A 15344-nucleotide genomic window follows, 5' to 3' on the forward strand; every position below is an offset into this window, starting at 1 on the left:
CGGCAGATTATGAGAACCAGTGTTTTGTGGCTTATTCGCGCCATCACAAAAATCACGTCGAGGTAATTTGTCACGCCTTCCGGTTTTGAGTCAATATAACGAAAGTAAATTTCACTAGATAAAACACGATAACACCGAAAGGCCAAAAAATGGAAAGTCTGATGCAAATGCCAGTACACGCTCCGGTGGACCCCGAAGAAACCATGGAAACCATCGGTGATCGCATTCAGGATCTGGCTGCGGCACGCCCCCATCAAACCGCGCTTATCGACGATCAGGGCAGCGTCAGCTGGCGCGAACTGGTAAGTCTCGCCAACCGCATTGCCAACCGGCTGCGCGCAGAGGGCCTGAGGGAAGGCGACACCGTCGCATTGCTGTCAGAGAACCGCATTGAGGCGGTGGCTGTGTACCTTGCCACTCTGGTGGCCGGCGGCTGCGTGGTGCCGTTATCAGGCATGGCCAGTGGGGACAGTCTCGCGCTGATGGTCAACGATTGCGCTGCCCGCTTTCTGTTTGTTTCGAAAAAAAATCTGCCCCTGCTGGACACAATGACAGGCAAGCTGAACCAGCTCACAGCGGCGGGATGCATCAGCCTGGACACAGACGACGACAGGCTGAGCGGCCTGAACCAGTGGCTAGGCCAGACAGACTCCGAGGCGAAGCCAGCAAAGGTGACCCTCGACCATCCGTTCAATATCATTTACAGCTCAGGCACCACCGGCACGCCCAAAGGCATCCTCCACGATTACCGATTCCGCCAGCGCCAGATGGTGCGCATGAGCCGCTTCGGACTGGACGGCAACGCGGTGAACCTGGTGTCGACACCGCTATACTCCAACACCACTCTGGTCTCAGTGCTGCCCACTCTGTTCAATGGTGGAACACTGATCCTGATGGCCCGCTTCGATGCCCGGCGGTTCCTGGAACTGGCCGAGCACCACCGTGTCACCCACGCCATGCTCGTGCCGGTGCAATACCAGCGCATTCTGGCGGACCCCGGGTTCGACCGTTTCGACCTGTCGTCTTTTCAGCTCAAACTGTGCACCAGCGCCCCATTACGCGCGGATGTTATCCGCGAGGCCATGGCCCGCTGGCCGGGAAACATCCGGGAAGTCTACGGCCTTACCGAAGGTGGTATTTCCACCTGCCTGGATTGTGCCGCCCACCCGGATAAGTGGGAGTCAGTGGGGATGCCCACGGAGGGCGCCGAGGTGCGGGTGATTGATGAACAGGGCAACGAACTGCCAAGGGGCGAAACCGGAGAGATCGTCGGCCGCGCGATTTCCATGATGCGCGGTTACGTCAACCGCGACGACCAGACCCGGGAGATGCTCTGGACCAGCCCCGAGGGCCAGGTGTTCTACCGCAGCGGTGATATGGGACGTGTGGACGAGGACGGTTTCGTCTACATACTCGACCGCCGCAAGGACATGATTATTTCCGGCGGCTTCAATATCTACGCGACGGATCTGGAGCAGGTACTGCTGTCACATCCGGCAGTGGCCGATGCCGCTGTTATCGGCATTCCCAGCGAGCAGTGGGGCGAAACGCCGCTGGGCCTGGTGGTGCTTGCACCTGGAGCCAAGGGCCGGGAACAAAGTGAGGCAGAGCTGCTGGCCTGGGCCAACAGCAATCTGGGCAAAACCCAGCGCCTGGCCGCCATCGAGGTCCGTAGGGAACTGCCCCGCTCCTCCATTGGCAAGGTACTGAAGCGGGAGCTGCGGGCACCCTACTGGCCGTGAAGGGCTGATGGCTCATGCTTTCTCATGCCAGCCCGCCGGATGACGAAATGGACATGTCCCGCTTCATGTTGAGCGATCCTCACTATACTCATTTTTGTGATATGGAAACCGGTAACAGAATATCCACTTCTATCCTATTGCAAAAAGCAAAGCGTGTGATAGATTCGAATGCATGGATTCATTCTGCAGTCATAGGTTCTGCAGAGCGAAACTAAGCACGGGACGATTAACACAATAATGATCGAGGTCCAACAATGAAGATGCTAACCACCGCCAGAAAAACCCTTACCGTTTATGCCTCAGCACTGACGCTGGGTCTGACGGCAGCGCTGGCCAGCGCGCCGGTTACTGCCGAGGAAACCTTTACCTGGAAAGTTCAGTCCCACTGGCCGGGCGCCAGCTCTTCCTACAAGGATAGCCTGGGCCGACTGAAAGATGTGCTGGAGGAACGCACCAACGGCCGCCTGAAACTCGAGCTGTACGAATCTGGCGCCCTGTTCAAGCCCACAGAAACCTTTAACGCCGTGAGCCGTGGCATTCTGGAGATGGGCACCATTTCTCCGGCTTACGCTCAGAACAAGATCAGCCTGGCCGGCGTTGCCTCAGGTTTGCCGCTGGCGTTCCAGACTCCGGCCGAAGCTGCTTATTTCCATATGAACATGGGTTTCGAGGAGATGTTGCGGGAAGAAGCCGCTGAACATAACGTCTACTGGGCCACCGACAAGGTCTACCAGACCGAGATGGTGGTCAAGGAGCCGATCAAAAGCGTCGAGGATCTGAAGAAACTCAAAATCCGCTCATCCGGCGCATTGGAGAAATTCCTGGATGAAGCCGGTGCAGCCACAACCTACATTACCGGTGCCGAGCTCTACTCAGCCCTGGATTCGGGCATCGTTGACGGCGCCCACTGGGGTGCGGCCCAAGGCGCTTACAGCATGTCTCTGTACGAAGTGGCGAAGTATCACGTCAAGCCCGCCCTGAACGTAGCGGGTACCGACGTCATCATCGTCAGCCAGAAAGCACTCGACGCGCTGCCTGAAAATATGCAGGCCACCGTCAAGGACGCCCTGAAAGAGCAGTTCTGGGTGCGCACCAACGAGTATGAGCACAAGGAAAAAGTAACGCTTCAGAAGGCCATAGCCGAGGAAGGCGTTGAGATCAACACACTTCCGCAAGATGTTCAGGATCACATGCTGGAAGCGGCCCAGAAGTTCTGGGATGAGGAAGCCAAGACCAGCGATAACGCCGCGAAGGCTGTTGAGATGGTCAAGCAATACCTGAAACAACTTGGCCGACTGTAACCGGGCAAGAACAGGACCGGGCGCTACGCCCGGTTTTTATTTGCGCTCAAATTCTTATCAACCAAGCTCTTAAGGCGGAGGGACAAAATGCGTGCTCTAACCGCATTCATGACTGGAGTAACCCGGCTCAATAACCTTCTCGGCCGGTGGTTCTCCTATCTGGTCATGGTCATGTTCCTGTTATTGATCACAGGGGTGGCTTTTCGATATTTGCTCGAGGCACCACTGTCCTGGACGGGCGAGTTGACCCAGTTGCTTTTCGGGATCTACGGCCTCATGGCCGGTGGCTATCTGCTGTCTCATAACGGCCACGTCAACGTGGATCTGGTCTACTCGAAGTTCAGCCGCCGTGGTCGGGCCTTTCTTGACCTGTTTACCTCAATCCTGTTTTTCATATTCACGCTGGCACTGTTTTACTTTGGCGTCGACATGGCCTGGGAATCCTTCAGTGGCCGGGAAACATCGAACTCGGCCTGGAACCCCCCCATCTGGCCGGTCAAAGCCTTTATCCCGGCCGCCACCCTGTTACTGATCCTGCAGGGTATTGTGAAACTGCTGCAGGACATTGCCATTGCTTTCAACCTCAGTTACTACCAGCCCGAACCTGAACCGGAAGAACTGCCGGAGGACCACACATGAGCATTGAAGTGATGACCCTGCTTTTCTTCGGCTCGTTGCTGTTTTTCCTGGTTCTGGGCCTACCACTGGCGTTCGTCCTTGGCGGCGTTTCCGTGGTGTTTCTCTACTTTACCTGGGGCTTTGACTCCTTCTACCTGGTGGCTTCCCAGATCTGGAGCACCATGGGAAGCTTTACCCTGGTCGCCATTCCTCTATTTGTGTTCATGGCGATGATTCTGGAGCGAACCGGAGTCGCCCGGGACCTCTACCGGATGATGCACCTGTGGTTCGGGGGCGTCCGCGGAGGACTGGCCATTGGCACCCTGGTCATATGTGCGATTTTCGCAGCGATGGTTGGTATCAGCGGTGCGGCCGTTGTCGCCATGGGCACCATCGCCCTGCCGGCCATGCTGGAGCGTGGCTACGACAAGAAAATGGTGCTTGGGGTCATCAACACCGGCGGTGGCTGGGGCGTACTCATCCCGCCGTCCATCCTGATGATTCTTTATGCCCTCATCACAGGTGTGTCGGTGGGCAAGATGTTCGCAGCCGGCATATTGCCGGGGATCATGCTGATGATTCTTACCTCGGCGTACGTGCTGATCCGCTGCTACCTGCAGCCGCACCTGGCTCCGGACCTGCCCAAGGAAGAGCGGGGCACCTGGTCTGAAAAATTCGCAGCCCTGCGCTCCGTGGTGCTACCGATAATGGTGGTGTTCATGGTACTCGGCTCGATCATCGGAGGCATCACCACGCCCACCGAGGCGGCTGCTATGGGTGTACTGGGGGCTCTGATCTCGGCCGCGGTCTACCGCGCCCTGAATATTGAACTGATCAAAGATGCGTCAGTGCGGACGTTCAAGCTCACGGGCATGATCATGTGGATCCTGTTTGCGGCACACGCGTTCAGTGCTGCCTACCAGAGTATGGGCGCCCAGCCCATGATAGAGGGTATGATCCAGTCCATTCCCGGTGGTCCCTGGGCTGTCATCATCTTTATGATGCTGATTGTCTTCCTGTTGGGCATGGTGCTGGACCCGGTTGGTATAATGCTGATCACCCTGCCGGTATTCACGCCTATCGTTGCGTCCATGGGCTTTGACCCGATCTGGTTCGGTATACTCTTCGTGATCAACATGGAGATCGGCTATATGACGCCGCCGTTCGGGTTCAACCTCTTCTACCTGAAAGGGGTGGTGCCGCCGGGGATAACCATGGGCGACATTTACCGATCGGTTATACCCTTCGTGCTCATCCAGATCGTCGGTATCGGCTGTCTTATGGTGTTTCCGGAAATCGCGACCTACCTGCCGGATCTGCTCTTCTGAGCCGATCCGGCCTGTCTCTGACTGATGCATTGCGCAAAGGTATTGCGGCCCGGTTAACAGAGAACTACCTTTAGGGGAATTCCCGCCGCTGGAATCGGGAATTCCTGACCACAAGGAGATTCTCTCGTGACGCGATTTCGTCCCGTCTTACTGACGATTATTTGCCTGTTTGCCTTATCCCCTCTCAGTGCCCATGCCGAAACGCTGACCGACAAGACGGTCCGCGCGTTCATCAGTAGCCTGGAAGAGCTTCAGTCGATGGAAGATGAATTTGCTGAACTCACAGAGGACATTTCTGACGAAGAAAGTGCTGCAGAAATGCCGGATCTATCACGTCTGTTTTCATCCTCGGTGGAGCAAATGAAAGGCCATGATGCCTACAACAGGATGGAGGATGTAGTGCAGCAACACGGCTTCTCCAGCGCTGAAGAATGGGGCCGAACCGGTGACCGGATTTTCCGCGCCTGGAGTGCCCTGGAAATGGGCGAGCAGTCCGGGCAGGTGAACCAGGAGATGACCAGAGCGATGGAGGAAATCAACAACAACCCTCACATGAGCGAAGCGCAGAAACAACAGATGCGGGAGATGATGGGTAGTGCGATGTCCGCCTATGAGCAGGCCGCCAATGCGCCGGAAGAGGACAAGCGTGCCGTTCGGCCGCATATGGACGCCCTCCGTTCGGTGACAAGCGAGGATGGCGACTACTGACACATCCAGAGAAAATTCCATACGTACCATTTGTGAACACTGAAACGCTCTTGAGGTAGTCACATGAACAGAGAGAGTACTAGCTACCTTCCCACCATCGAAAATAACCGGTATTCGCAGACATGGTTACAGTTGCCAGAATCGGCAAGGCTACTTTTCAGGTTGCTGACCGTTGCTGCATTCCTGGCCGCGGGTACTTTGATCGTATATTTTACCGGCGGGACCAGCTATGCCTACCCCTATGTGATCCTGCTGCCGGTGTTGTTGTCAGCCATATGGTTTGGATTTGCCGGAGCGATACTCTGCGCGATAACAGGAGGGCTTCTTCTTGGCCCATTGATGCCTCTGGACGTCTCAACCGGCACTTACCAGTCAACGGAAAACTGGTTGGCACGATCAGGCTTTTTTGTACTTATCGGTATTTTTTCAGCCGGGCTGTTCCAAAGCCTTCGACGGGCCAATCAACGGCATTTGCAGGCACTTGAGGTTGACCAGAAAACAGGCCTTCGAACTCAGGCAGCCCTGATACGTGACCTGGACAGATTACTTCGGAAGGCGAGCCGGGACGGCCCGCCCACATCGGCAGTGATTCTGCTTCGTATGCAGGACCTGTGGGAAATTCTGCAGTCAATGGGCGCCGACACAGCCGAACAGGTGGTCAAAGACGTAGCCAGACGGATCAGCCAGAATATCCACATACCTCATCAGGTCTACCGTTTCAGCAAGTCAGAACTGACAATCTTAATCTCCGCGGCCTCCCAGGAAGAGGTCAGCTCCATTTTCGGTATTGCCCAGCAGATTGGTGAAGAAGAAACGGATGTAAAAGGCATTCCGTTACGCGTCCAGATTGTGGCCGGGAGTTACCTGATTAACGCAAACGATGAAAATGCGGAGATCGTCATAAATCGTGCACGGACCGGCCTGTCCGTCGCGATCGAGAATAATGTGTCCTACCGACCCTACGATCCAATGTTCGATCAGAAAACGGCAGAACGCGTACAACTCATAGCGCGAGTCCGCGATGGGCTGGCTCATCAGGAGTTCCAACTGTTTTACCAGCCAAAGATATGCTTGCGCACCGGCCAGCACGTTGGCTCGGAAGCCTTGCTGCGTTGGTTCAACCATGAAAACAGAATGGTTATGCCCGGACTGTTCATGCCAAAGGTCGAAAGTACAACACTCATAGACCCTGTAACCCGCTTCGTGATTGCCAGAGCCTGCGAAACTATCCGGTCGCAGAATCTGATGCCGGTCAGCGTGAATTTCGCCATCAACAACCTTATGAATCCATCTTTGATCGGTGATATGGAAAGAATAGTGAGGTCTTATGGCGTAAACCCCGAATCTCTGGAGATAGAGATTACCGAAGGCGCATTAATCCAGGATCCGACACACGCCAAGGAAGCAGTTAAATGCCTGCGGGATCAGGGCTTCAAGGTCAGCCTGGACGATTTTGGTACGGGGTATTCGTCGTTCCAGTACCTGTCACACCTGCCGCTGTCGGGATTGAAGATCGACCGGGCTTTTGTCACTGACCTGGAGGTCAGCGCCGACGCCCGCACCATCATGGAATCCATGATTTCCATGGCCCGGGCGTTGAAACTCGAGGTTACCGTCGAAGGCATAGAAACCTTGGGGCAACAGGAGATTGTGACCGATCTGGGAGCGGATCTGGCACAGGGGTTTTATTTCTCACGGCCTCTTCCCTTGCAGGAGTACCAACATTGGGCAAGGGATCGTTGACCGGGCTCTTACCTGGAAGACTGAAGATACGAATCAGTATCTGATAACGATTAAGGCCCGGCCATGAATTGCACCGGGCATTTCCTGTTTGCCTGCCTGACAACGGCTCTTGGCAGACTATTACGCCAGCAGGTTGTAAACAAACACAATGGCCACCGCAACCGGAGTCGCGAAGCGAATCAGGTTGTACCAGAGGGTAAAGCTTGCTCCTTCCAGAGCCAGGTCGCTCTTCAGGGACTCCTTGGCCACAAACCAGCCTACGAACAGGGCGGTCAGCAAGCCGGACAAGGGCAGCATCACGTTTGCGGTGAAGAAGTCGAGCAGATCAAAGATGGTATTGCCTTCAAAGCGCTCGAACATGCCCAGGGGCGCAAAGCCGGACCACTCGTTCAGGGAGAGGATGGAAGCAATACCCAGCAGCCAGCAGGCACCCCCCACCAGAATGGTACTGCCCAGCCTGGCGAAGATCAGCTTATCTTCCATCCACTCCACCACTGGTTCCAGCAGAGAGATCGCAGAAGTCCAGGCAGCGAACAGCAGCAGTACAAAGAACAGGGCTCCGAATACACTGCCCAGCGGCATCTGGCCAAAGGCCAACGGTAGCGTCTGGAAAATCAGGCCGGGGCCGGCGCCGGCTTCCAGGCCATTGGCGAACACCAGCGGGAATATCGCCAGGCCGGCCATCAGTGCAACAACCGTGTCCATGATGGATACGGTAACCGCAGTGCGCCCAATCGAGATGTCGTCCCCCAGATAGGAGCCGTATGCCATCATGATGGCCATACCCAGGCTCAGTGTGAAGAAAGCGTGGCCCAGGGCAACCAGCACCCCCTGTACCGTCAGGGCGCCAAAGTTAGGTGTAAACAAGAAAGACACTGCCTCACCAAAATGCCCGGTAGTGGTGGCATAGCCAACTGCGACCAGCAGCAATACAAACAGCGCCGGCATCAGAATGGTCACTGCCCGCTCCAGCCCGGACTTGAGGCCCCGGGCCACCACAAAGACAACCAGCGCCATAAAGATGGTGTGCCAGATCAGCAATGTCACCGGACTGGCAAGCAGGCCGCCAAACAGCTCACCAATGGCATCGGCGCTCTGTCCGGTGAAATCACCCATGGCCGCGTGGCCGACATAAGAGGCTGCCCAGCCACCAATCACCGAGTAGAACGACAGGATAATGAACGCTGCCAGCACACCCACGATGGCAGAGATTCGCCACGCAGGAGAGGCAAGATTACGCTCTGCCACCAGGCGGAAGCTGGTAATCGGATTGTGCCGGCCATTACGGCCGATAAACACCTCGGCCATCATGATGGGAATACCGATAATGGCGATACACAACAGATAGACCAGCACGAAGGCACCGCCGCCGTTCTCGCCGGTCACATAGGGGAACTTCCAGATATTACCCAGCCCGACGGCCGAACCGGTTGCGGCCAGGATAAAGGCCATCCGGGAGGACCACAGGCCGCGATGAGCCGGGGTCGATCTTGAATCAGTCATTTTTTCATCCTGTGCTTTTCGCTGATGAATCAATTTTTAAGAGGTATACCGAAGACCTGCTTCAGCTATTGGGCGGGATTTTGCCAGCAGTTGGCACAGGATGCCACCCGGGCGCGGCACCGGGACAAGCGAATCGCCGGTGCCTGGACATTAACTAACCATTTTTGCTGACAAAGCGGGATACCAGGTCTTCCAGGCCCCGGGACATGTTACTCAGGTGATCGCTACTTTCCCTGGCGGATGCCGCTTTCCGGGTACTGTGATCCGCCAGCTCTGCGATATTGACGATCTGATGGTTGATCTCTTCGGACACCTGGCTCTGCTCTTCGAAGGCAGCGGACATACTGATAAAGCTGTCGGAGATATCCTGGATCGACGACACAATTTCCTGCAAGGATGTTTCCGCTTCCTGCACCTTGCCCAGCCCCTTGCCTGCATCCTGCTCACCCTCACGGGTGGCCTGCACTGCGTCTTCAACCTGGTTGCGGAAGTCGTCGATAACCTGCTGGATACGCACGGTGGAATCCCGGGTGCGACGAGCTAGCGACCTAACCTCATCCGCCACCACGGCAAAGCCACGTCCCTGCTCACCGGCTCGAGCCGCCTCTATGGCGGCGTTCAGCGCCAGCAGGTTGGTCTGTTCCGCAATGTCCGAGATCAGGCTGGCAGCTTCGCCAATACTTTCAGTGGATTCACCAAGTTTCTGAATGGCCGACCCGATCCCGTTGACCCGTTGAACCAACTGTTCAATCGCGGCCAGGGCCTCACCGCTGCGCTCACTGCCGGTGGCTGCCATCCGGTTGGCCTCTTCCGCCACCCTGGCATTGCTGGTGACGGTTCCCGCCACTTCCTGAATGGAGGCTGTCATCTCATTAACCGCAGAGGCTGTCTGGTCAGTTTCTGCCCGCTGTCTGGCAATGGCTTCAGCACCCTCGTTGATGTATCGGTGGCTGGTTCTCGCCTGCTCGTTCAGCAGCTCTGCCTGGTCATCAATACGAGCAAGTGCGGTGCGAATTCTGGCTTTTTCGCTCATGATCACCATGGCCAACTGCGCAAACAGACCGCTTTCATCGCTATAGGTCCGGGCCACAACAGGATCGCGGAAAGCATCGGGGCGCAGATCGAGAATCCCCTGCAGCCGGCGGGTGATCGAGTTCAGGGTCAGGCCGGCAGCCAGCAGATGCGCCACCACAATAGCCGATACTGCCAGCCAGGTATTACCCAGACTGGTTACGGCGCCCAGGCTGAGAACGAGCGACAGGACAAAAGGCCATCCCGACTTCAATACGGAAGCCATCCGGCTCTGGAGACCAAATGCGGAGCCGCCCCTGGAAAGTTTCGAATACAGCTTTTCCGCCCTGGCCACCTGTTCACGGGTGGGTGCAACACGCACCGATTCGTACCCCACCATTTTCCCGTTCTCGAGAATCGGGGTTACGTAGGCGCTTACCCAATAGTGATCGCCAGTCCTGGTTCGGTTCTTCACCACGCCCATCCAGGACTTGCCAGCCTTGAGATATTCCCACATAGCCTGGAACACCGCTGGCGGCATATCCGGATGTCGAATCACATTGTGGGGCGCTCCCACCAGCTCTTCCCTGGCAAAGCCGCTGATCTGGACAAACTCGTCGTTGCAGTAGGTGATGACACCCCTGGTGTCAGTTGTGGTAATCAGCCGGCCATCCTCGGACATTCTGACTTCACGTTGGGTTACCGGGAGATTATTGCGCATAGACGAACCTTCTGACTCAGGCCTGATGGGAATGACAAAAAGCTGGGATAGGAAAACAGGGGTGGAATGATAGCCCCTGGCGAACACTGTTGATATCCGTCAATAGTTACCCAACGTGAAGGAGTGTAACGGCATGAACGCGGTAAACCTCAGTCAGTGCAGATACTTATGCCGAAACCGCCAGCCGCGCCCGCGGGTGGAAACGGGCATTTACCCAGAGTGAGAAGGCAATAACACTACCGCCGAGAGCGAGACGTAACAGATCAGCATCGCGGTTCCAGATCAGCAGGTTGACGATCAGCCCGGCAGGCACCAGGGCATTGTTCATGATCGCCAGGGTACCGGCATCCACATGGCACGCCCCCCGGTTCCAGAGGAACAGCCCAACACCGGATGCAGCGAGCCCCAGCCAGACAAGAATGCCCCATTGCAGGGAGGTGGCTGGCAAACGGCTGACATCCCCGAATACCAGGAAAGACGGCAGGGCAATGATCAGTGCCCCGAAGAAGAAGTAGCCGAAGGTACGATAGGCCGGAATCTCTGTCGGGAACCGCATCATGGTGTGCTTGTAGCCCACCTGGCCTGCCGCGAAGGTAAAGTTGGCAACCTGCAGCAGGATAAAGCCGGTAATAAAGCCCTGGCTGAGCCCGTCATAACGGATGATACCGGCACCAAGAGTGGCAATCGCCGCAGCCATAAGGGCAACCGGAGAGAAACGGCGGTAGAGTGCATCATCAATAAGGGTCACATACAGCGGCGTGAAAATGGTGAACAGCAACACTTCCGGAACAGTCAGGTAACTGAACGAACGATACAGGCACAGATAGGTGATCCCGAACTGCAGCATGCCGGTCACCAGTACTCCCAGCTTCAACCCGCCGGGAACGCCCCGCCAGCGGGTCAATGGCAGAAACACGAGGGCGGCAAGGACCACTCGGGTGAGCACGGCGAAATCGCTGTCCACACGCCCCGCCAGGAACTCGCCGATCAGACTGAAGGAAAATGCCCACAGCACTGTCACAAAAATCAGAAGACCCATGACCACTGCACCTGATGCTGGAATTGATAGGAGCGGCACTTTACCCGTACCCGGTCACCTTGTACAACGGCCACGGAAACACCCTATGCCAAAGGAACCCGGGAATAGGGTAAAATCCGGCCTTCCCGTTCTGTTCTGTTTCATTTTCAATCCAGGCCCGCAATTCCATGGATGAAGTCCATCAGCCATTACCTGAAGCCCGCCAGCCTCTGATTCAGCGCACGCTGATTGAATGGCGCACGCTGGCCATCCTCGGTGGCCCGATACTGATCGCCCAGGTGGCGCAGATGGCCAACGGTGTCATCGATACGGTGATGGCGGGCCATGCCAGCGCCGAAGACCTGGCGGCGGTGGGTATAGGCAGCAGCCTGTGGATGCCGGTCTTCCTGTTTTTCATGGGGCTACTGGGCGCCCTGCAGCCGATCATTTCCGGCTACAACGGTGCCCGCACCACTGAAAAGATCATGCCCGCCACCTGGCAGGGGCTGTACATTGCCGGTGGCGGTTCGGTGATCATGATCCTGCTGCTGACCAATGTGCACCCGGTGCTCAATGGCCTGAACCTGGAAGCCAATACCGCCCGCATCACCCAGGGCTACCTGGACGCCTTCGCCTGGGGCATTCCCGCCATGCTGCTGATGATGTCGCTGCGCGGGCTCACGGATGGTCTGGGCCATACCCGGGTGATCATGGCGTTTTCGGTGCTGGGAACCCTGATCAACCTGCCCCTCAACTACATTTTTATCTATGGCAAGCTGGGACTTCCGGCCATGGGTGGTATTGGCTGCGGATGGGCCACGTCTATCTCCAACGGGGTGGCCGCCATTGCTCTGCTGGTTTACCTGAACCGTAGCCTCGTCTATCGGCGGTTTCATCTGCTTGCAGACTGGGCAAAGCCGGACGCCGACGGCATCCGCTATATCCTGCGCCTGGGCATCCCGATTGGCTTTACCATCTTTGTGGAGGCCAGCATGTTCTCGGTGATCGCCCTGTTCCTGGCTCCACTGGGGCCGATCATTGTGGCGGGACACCAGATTGCACTGAACGTGGTCTCGCTGCTGTTCATGCTGCCGCTGAGCATTGGTATGGCGCTGACCCTGCGGGTGAGCTTTCTTGTAGGAGCCAGGGCACCAGACACCGCCCGGCTGATTGCCCGCAGCTCGTTGATTCTGGCTGCTTCGGTGGCGCTGGTGTTTGCCATTCTGCTGTTTGTCTTCGCCGAGGAAATAGCGGCACTTTACACCGGTGATGCAGATGTGCGGGCGGTGACTGTCACTCTGCTTGTGTACGCCGCCTTCTTCCAGATTGCGGATGTTATCCAGGTAACCTGTATCAGTGCCCTGCGGGGCTATAAGGACACCAGCATTCCCATGTTCATCATGCTGTTTTCATTCTGGGGTGTTGGCTTGCCCCTGGGGTGGGTACTGACCTTTACCGACTGGCTGCTGCCGGTTATGGGCGCTGCTGGCTTCTGGGTGGGGCTGACAGGTGGACTGGCTTCCGCCAGCATCCTGTTGGGGTTGCGACTGTTCCTGTTTGCTCCCGAAGCCGAGAAATAAACCGGTCAGGCCGTCTCGGCAGCCGGCTCCGGGGCAATCAACTCGTCCGCGTAAACAATCTGATCCCGGCCGCCGGCCTTGGCTTTATAAAGTGCCTGATCGGCCCTTGCCAGCCAGTCATCAGGACTCTCGCCAACTTTTAGCAGGGCCACGCCGAACGAGGCAGTCACCTTACCGCCAGGATGTTTGAGAAACTTGTGCATGATGTGTTGCAGGTTATGCATCACTGCCCTGAGCCCGGTCTGGTCCACCCCACTCATCAACAGCACGAATTCCTCACCACCAAACCGGAACAGCTGATCGGATTTGCGAATGTTCTGTTCAATCAATACCACCATTTCAGTCAGCACGTCATCCCCCACACTGTGGCCGTGCTCATCATTGATCTTCTTGAAATGGTCAATGTCCAGCAGCACCAGGCCATAGGAGATACCGGTTCTGGCTGCACTGGCGATTGCCATTGCCAGCTCTTCGTCCATGGAACGACGGTTCTTGACCCCGGTCAGGGGGTCAATAGTAGCCAGGTGCTCCAGGCGTTCCCTCTGGTTCTCATTGTGGTGGGCGAAGGCATAGGAACAGCAACTGACCACAACGGCCGTGGCAGCAAACGACCACATCTGAACCGGGGAACTGAAGGCAACTCCATGCACCATCAGCGCAACCACCGCGGTAAGGTTTATAAATATTGCGTATCGGGGCTCAGTGAGGAAGAAACTGGTCACCAGACAGGGATACAGCCAGAACAGGCCGGGTTCGCCTACCACGGCACCCACGGTCACCGCGCCGCCACAGGCAACCACGGCCATGAAAAACCCACTGCGGGCCGTATCTCCGGTCACCCAGGCATACACCATGCCCGCTGTGATGGAGAGCATGATGGTCAGGTCGACCACACCCGCCAGCATGTTGCCCTGAGCAAATCGCATCACCGCAAACGGGCTGATCCCCAGGATGGCACTGATCGCCAGCAGGGTGATGATGGACAACCGGAAATCAGTTTTCAGACGGTATAGCATAGTGTCCACCGGAACAGGTAGCACCCCGATTGTGACTTCTGAGCTGACCGTCGCTCGGGGCACCTTCCAATCAAATACTCATTAGCAAACTATCATAGCCCAGGATCCGATTGATGAAGGTACGCTCAACAAGATTTAACAAAAGCTCAACACTTTTGCCCATTTTCCGGGCATTCATTCCAGAAACTCCCTGAAACTGTCATCGAGATCTCCTTCGTACTCGTCGAGCGCGTAGCTGACTTCCGCCGCCAGCAGATCGAGGATCACAAAGCTGTTCACTCCGGCATCCTGGTCCTGGCTGGCCCGCAGGCGCCCGCTCATGCCCTGGTTGAGCTGCCGCAGGTCACTGTACACCTGACCAAGCGAGGCCATCTGCCAGTCAGCCTCCAACCCCTTTCGCTGTCTGAGAAATTGCCCCAGAAGGTAGGTGCCGAAAGTCCTGAACAGGGTTTCATCCGGCGAACTTAACGGCAGATGAAACCGCGCCATGGGCCGCAGAATCCGGGTTACCGGGCAGCCGGAAAAGGGGCCCACCAGGCCCAGAAGGGAGCCCATGGCGCGCTGCAGGGTGGTGTCAGCGGTAATGGTTCGTGAGCGGGAGGTAACGGTAATTGTTACCGGCTCATGGGATGGCCGCATCGCGGTAACCCGGGCTGGCTCAACGAGCGCCACCGCATAGGGGCAGTACTTGTGTTCGCGGGTGGAGAGTGGGCAGTGGCTACACTGATGAAAACCCAGGCGTGTCCAGTCCGGCAGGTTATCCGTTAGCGCCTGCTGTTCCGTGTCAACGGAAGCAACATCGCATTCCCAGACCGCATTGTCGACAAATCGGAAATGGTAGTGAACATCTGCATCGGCCATAACTTGTATCCTGATCTGTTCAGCCCATTAACGACCGCATAATATGGATACCAAACGTTACGTTGATAAGCGGTCAAAACCACTATACTCAACCGAGATCCATAATAGTTAACTAACATCTCATTTATGCGCATTGCACACCGCTTTAAGCTGGTTCTTTTCCAGACACCTGGGGCAATTCGCCGAACGGGTTT

Annotated in this window: 12 protein-coding genes; 7 read left to right on the forward strand and 5 right to left on the reverse strand. The window is 56.6% G+C overall.

Translation table 11 applies throughout. The annotated features are described in order from the left end of the window. Nucleotides 1–161 precede the first annotated feature (161 nt). The 6 genes from QPM17_RS12480 (at nt 162) to QPM17_RS12505 (ending at nt 7440) form a co-directional block, all read left to right on the forward strand. On the forward strand, nt 162–1742 hold the full coding sequence (locus QPM17_RS12480; RefSeq protein WP_285391089.1) for a class I adenylate-forming enzyme family protein: 1581 nt from the start codon (nt 162–164) through the stop codon (nt 1740–1742). 254 nt (nt 1743–1996) lie between these two features. Continuing rightward, complete coding sequence (dctP, locus tag QPM17_RS12485) at nt 1997–3043, forward strand: TRAP transporter substrate-binding protein DctP (RefSeq protein WP_285391090.1); 1047 nt, start codon at nt 1997–1999, stop codon at nt 3041–3043. Nucleotides 3044–3130: 87 nt separating this feature from the next. After that, on the forward strand, nt 3131–3682 hold the full coding sequence (locus tag QPM17_RS12490; protein ID WP_285391091.1) for a TRAP transporter small permease subunit: 552 nt from the start codon (nt 3131–3133) through the stop codon (nt 3680–3682). Next, a complete protein-coding gene (locus tag QPM17_RS12495; protein WP_285391092.1) occupies nt 3679–4989 on the forward strand; it encodes a TRAP transporter large permease in 1311 nt (436 codons plus the stop codon). The genes QPM17_RS12490 and QPM17_RS12495 overlap by 4 nt, the downstream gene beginning before the upstream one ends. 126 nt (nt 4990–5115) lie before the next feature. Further along, nucleotides 5116–5697, forward strand: coding sequence for a hypothetical protein (locus QPM17_RS12500; protein ID WP_285391093.1), 582 nt, complete (start codon nt 5116–5118; stop codon nt 5695–5697). A 63-nt stretch (nt 5698–5760) separates the two neighbouring features. Beyond that, entirely contained in the window at nt 5761–7440 is a 1680-nt protein-coding gene (locus QPM17_RS12505; protein WP_285391094.1) for a putative bifunctional diguanylate cyclase/phosphodiesterase, read from the forward strand. Nucleotides 7441–7560: 120 nt separating this feature from the next. On the opposite strand, the gene QPM17_RS12510 is transcribed toward QPM17_RS12505, so the two are convergent. The 3 genes from QPM17_RS12510 to QPM17_RS12520 form a co-directional block, all read right to left on the reverse strand. After that, on the reverse strand, nt 7561–8943 hold the full coding sequence (locus tag QPM17_RS12510; protein WP_285391095.1) for a sodium-dependent transporter: 1383 nt from the start codon (nt 8941–8943) through the stop codon (nt 7561–7563). Nucleotides 8944–9097: 154 nt separating this feature from the next. Then, a complete protein-coding gene (locus QPM17_RS12515; RefSeq protein ID WP_285391096.1) occupies nt 9098–10675 on the reverse strand; it encodes a methyl-accepting chemotaxis protein in 1578 nt (525 codons plus the stop codon). A gap of 166 nt (nt 10676–10841) precedes the next feature. After that, on the reverse strand, nt 10842–11714 hold the full coding sequence (locus QPM17_RS12520; RefSeq protein WP_285391097.1) for a DMT family transporter: 873 nt from the start codon (nt 11712–11714) through the stop codon (nt 10842–10844). A 167-nt stretch (nt 11715–11881) separates the two neighbouring features. On the opposite strand from QPM17_RS12520, the gene QPM17_RS12525 reads away from it, so the two are divergent. Continuing rightward, nucleotides 11882–13273, forward strand: a complete 1392-nt coding sequence (locus QPM17_RS12525; RefSeq protein WP_285391098.1) for an MATE family efflux transporter — start codon at nt 11882–11884, stop codon at nt 13271–13273. 5 nt (nt 13274–13278) lie between these two features. On the opposite strand, the gene QPM17_RS12530 is transcribed toward QPM17_RS12525, so the two are convergent. Both QPM17_RS12530 and QPM17_RS12535 read right to left on the reverse strand, forming a co-directional pair. Next, nucleotides 13279–14289, reverse strand: coding sequence for a GGDEF domain-containing protein (locus QPM17_RS12530; protein ID WP_285391100.1), 1011 nt, complete (start codon nt 14287–14289; stop codon nt 13279–13281). Nucleotides 14290–14463: 174 nt separating this feature from the next. Continuing rightward, the gene (locus QPM17_RS12535) at nt 14464–15150 is read right to left on the reverse strand and encodes a DUF6901 family protein (RefSeq protein ID WP_285391101.1); all 687 of its coding nucleotides are present in this window, start codon (nt 15148–15150) and stop codon (nt 14464–14466) included. Between the last annotated feature and the right edge of the window lie 194 nt (nt 15151–15344).

The organism is Marinobacter azerbaijanicus, assembly GCF_030250645.1.
GTDB lineage: Bacteria > Pseudomonadota > Gammaproteobacteria > Pseudomonadales > Oleiphilaceae > Marinobacter > Marinobacter azerbaijanicus.

Bases quoted from the DNA above. Each gene is read 5' to 3' on its own strand.
- QPM17_RS12480 (WP_285391089.1), top strand. From the start codon at position 162: ATGCAAATGCCAGTACACGCTCCGGTGGACCCCGAAGAAACCATGGAA.
- dctP (WP_285391090.1), top strand. From the start codon at position 1,997: ATGAAGATGCTAACCACCGCCAGAAAAACCCTTACCGTTTATGCCTCA.
- QPM17_RS12490 (WP_285391091.1), top strand. From the start codon at position 3,131: ATGCGTGCTCTAACCGCATTCATGACTGGAGTAACCCGGCTCAATAAC.
- QPM17_RS12495 (WP_285391092.1), top strand. From the start codon at position 3,679: ATGAGCATTGAAGTGATGACCCTGCTTTTCTTCGGCTCGTTGCTGTTT.
- QPM17_RS12505 (WP_285391094.1), top strand. From the start codon at position 5,761: ATGAACAGAGAGAGTACTAGCTACCTTCCCACCATCGAAAATAACCGG.
- QPM17_RS12510 (WP_285391095.1), bottom strand. From the start codon at position 8,943: ATGACTGATTCAAGATCGACCCCGGCTCATCGCGGCCTGTGGTCCTCC.
- QPM17_RS12515 (WP_285391096.1), bottom strand. From the start codon at position 10,675: ATGCGCAATAATCTCCCGGTAACCCAACGTGAAGTCAGAATGTCCGAG.
- QPM17_RS12520 (WP_285391097.1), bottom strand. From the start codon at position 11,714: ATGGGTCTTCTGATTTTTGTGACAGTGCTGTGGGCATTTTCCTTCAGT.
- QPM17_RS12525 (WP_285391098.1), top strand. From the start codon at position 11,882: ATGGATGAAGTCCATCAGCCATTACCTGAAGCCCGCCAGCCTCTGATT.
- QPM17_RS12530 (WP_285391100.1), bottom strand. From the start codon at position 14,289: ATGCTATACCGTCTGAAAACTGATTTCCGGTTGTCCATCATCACCCTG.
- QPM17_RS12535 (WP_285391101.1), bottom strand. From the start codon at position 15,150: ATGGCCGATGCAGATGTTCACTACCATTTCCGATTTGTCGACAATGCG.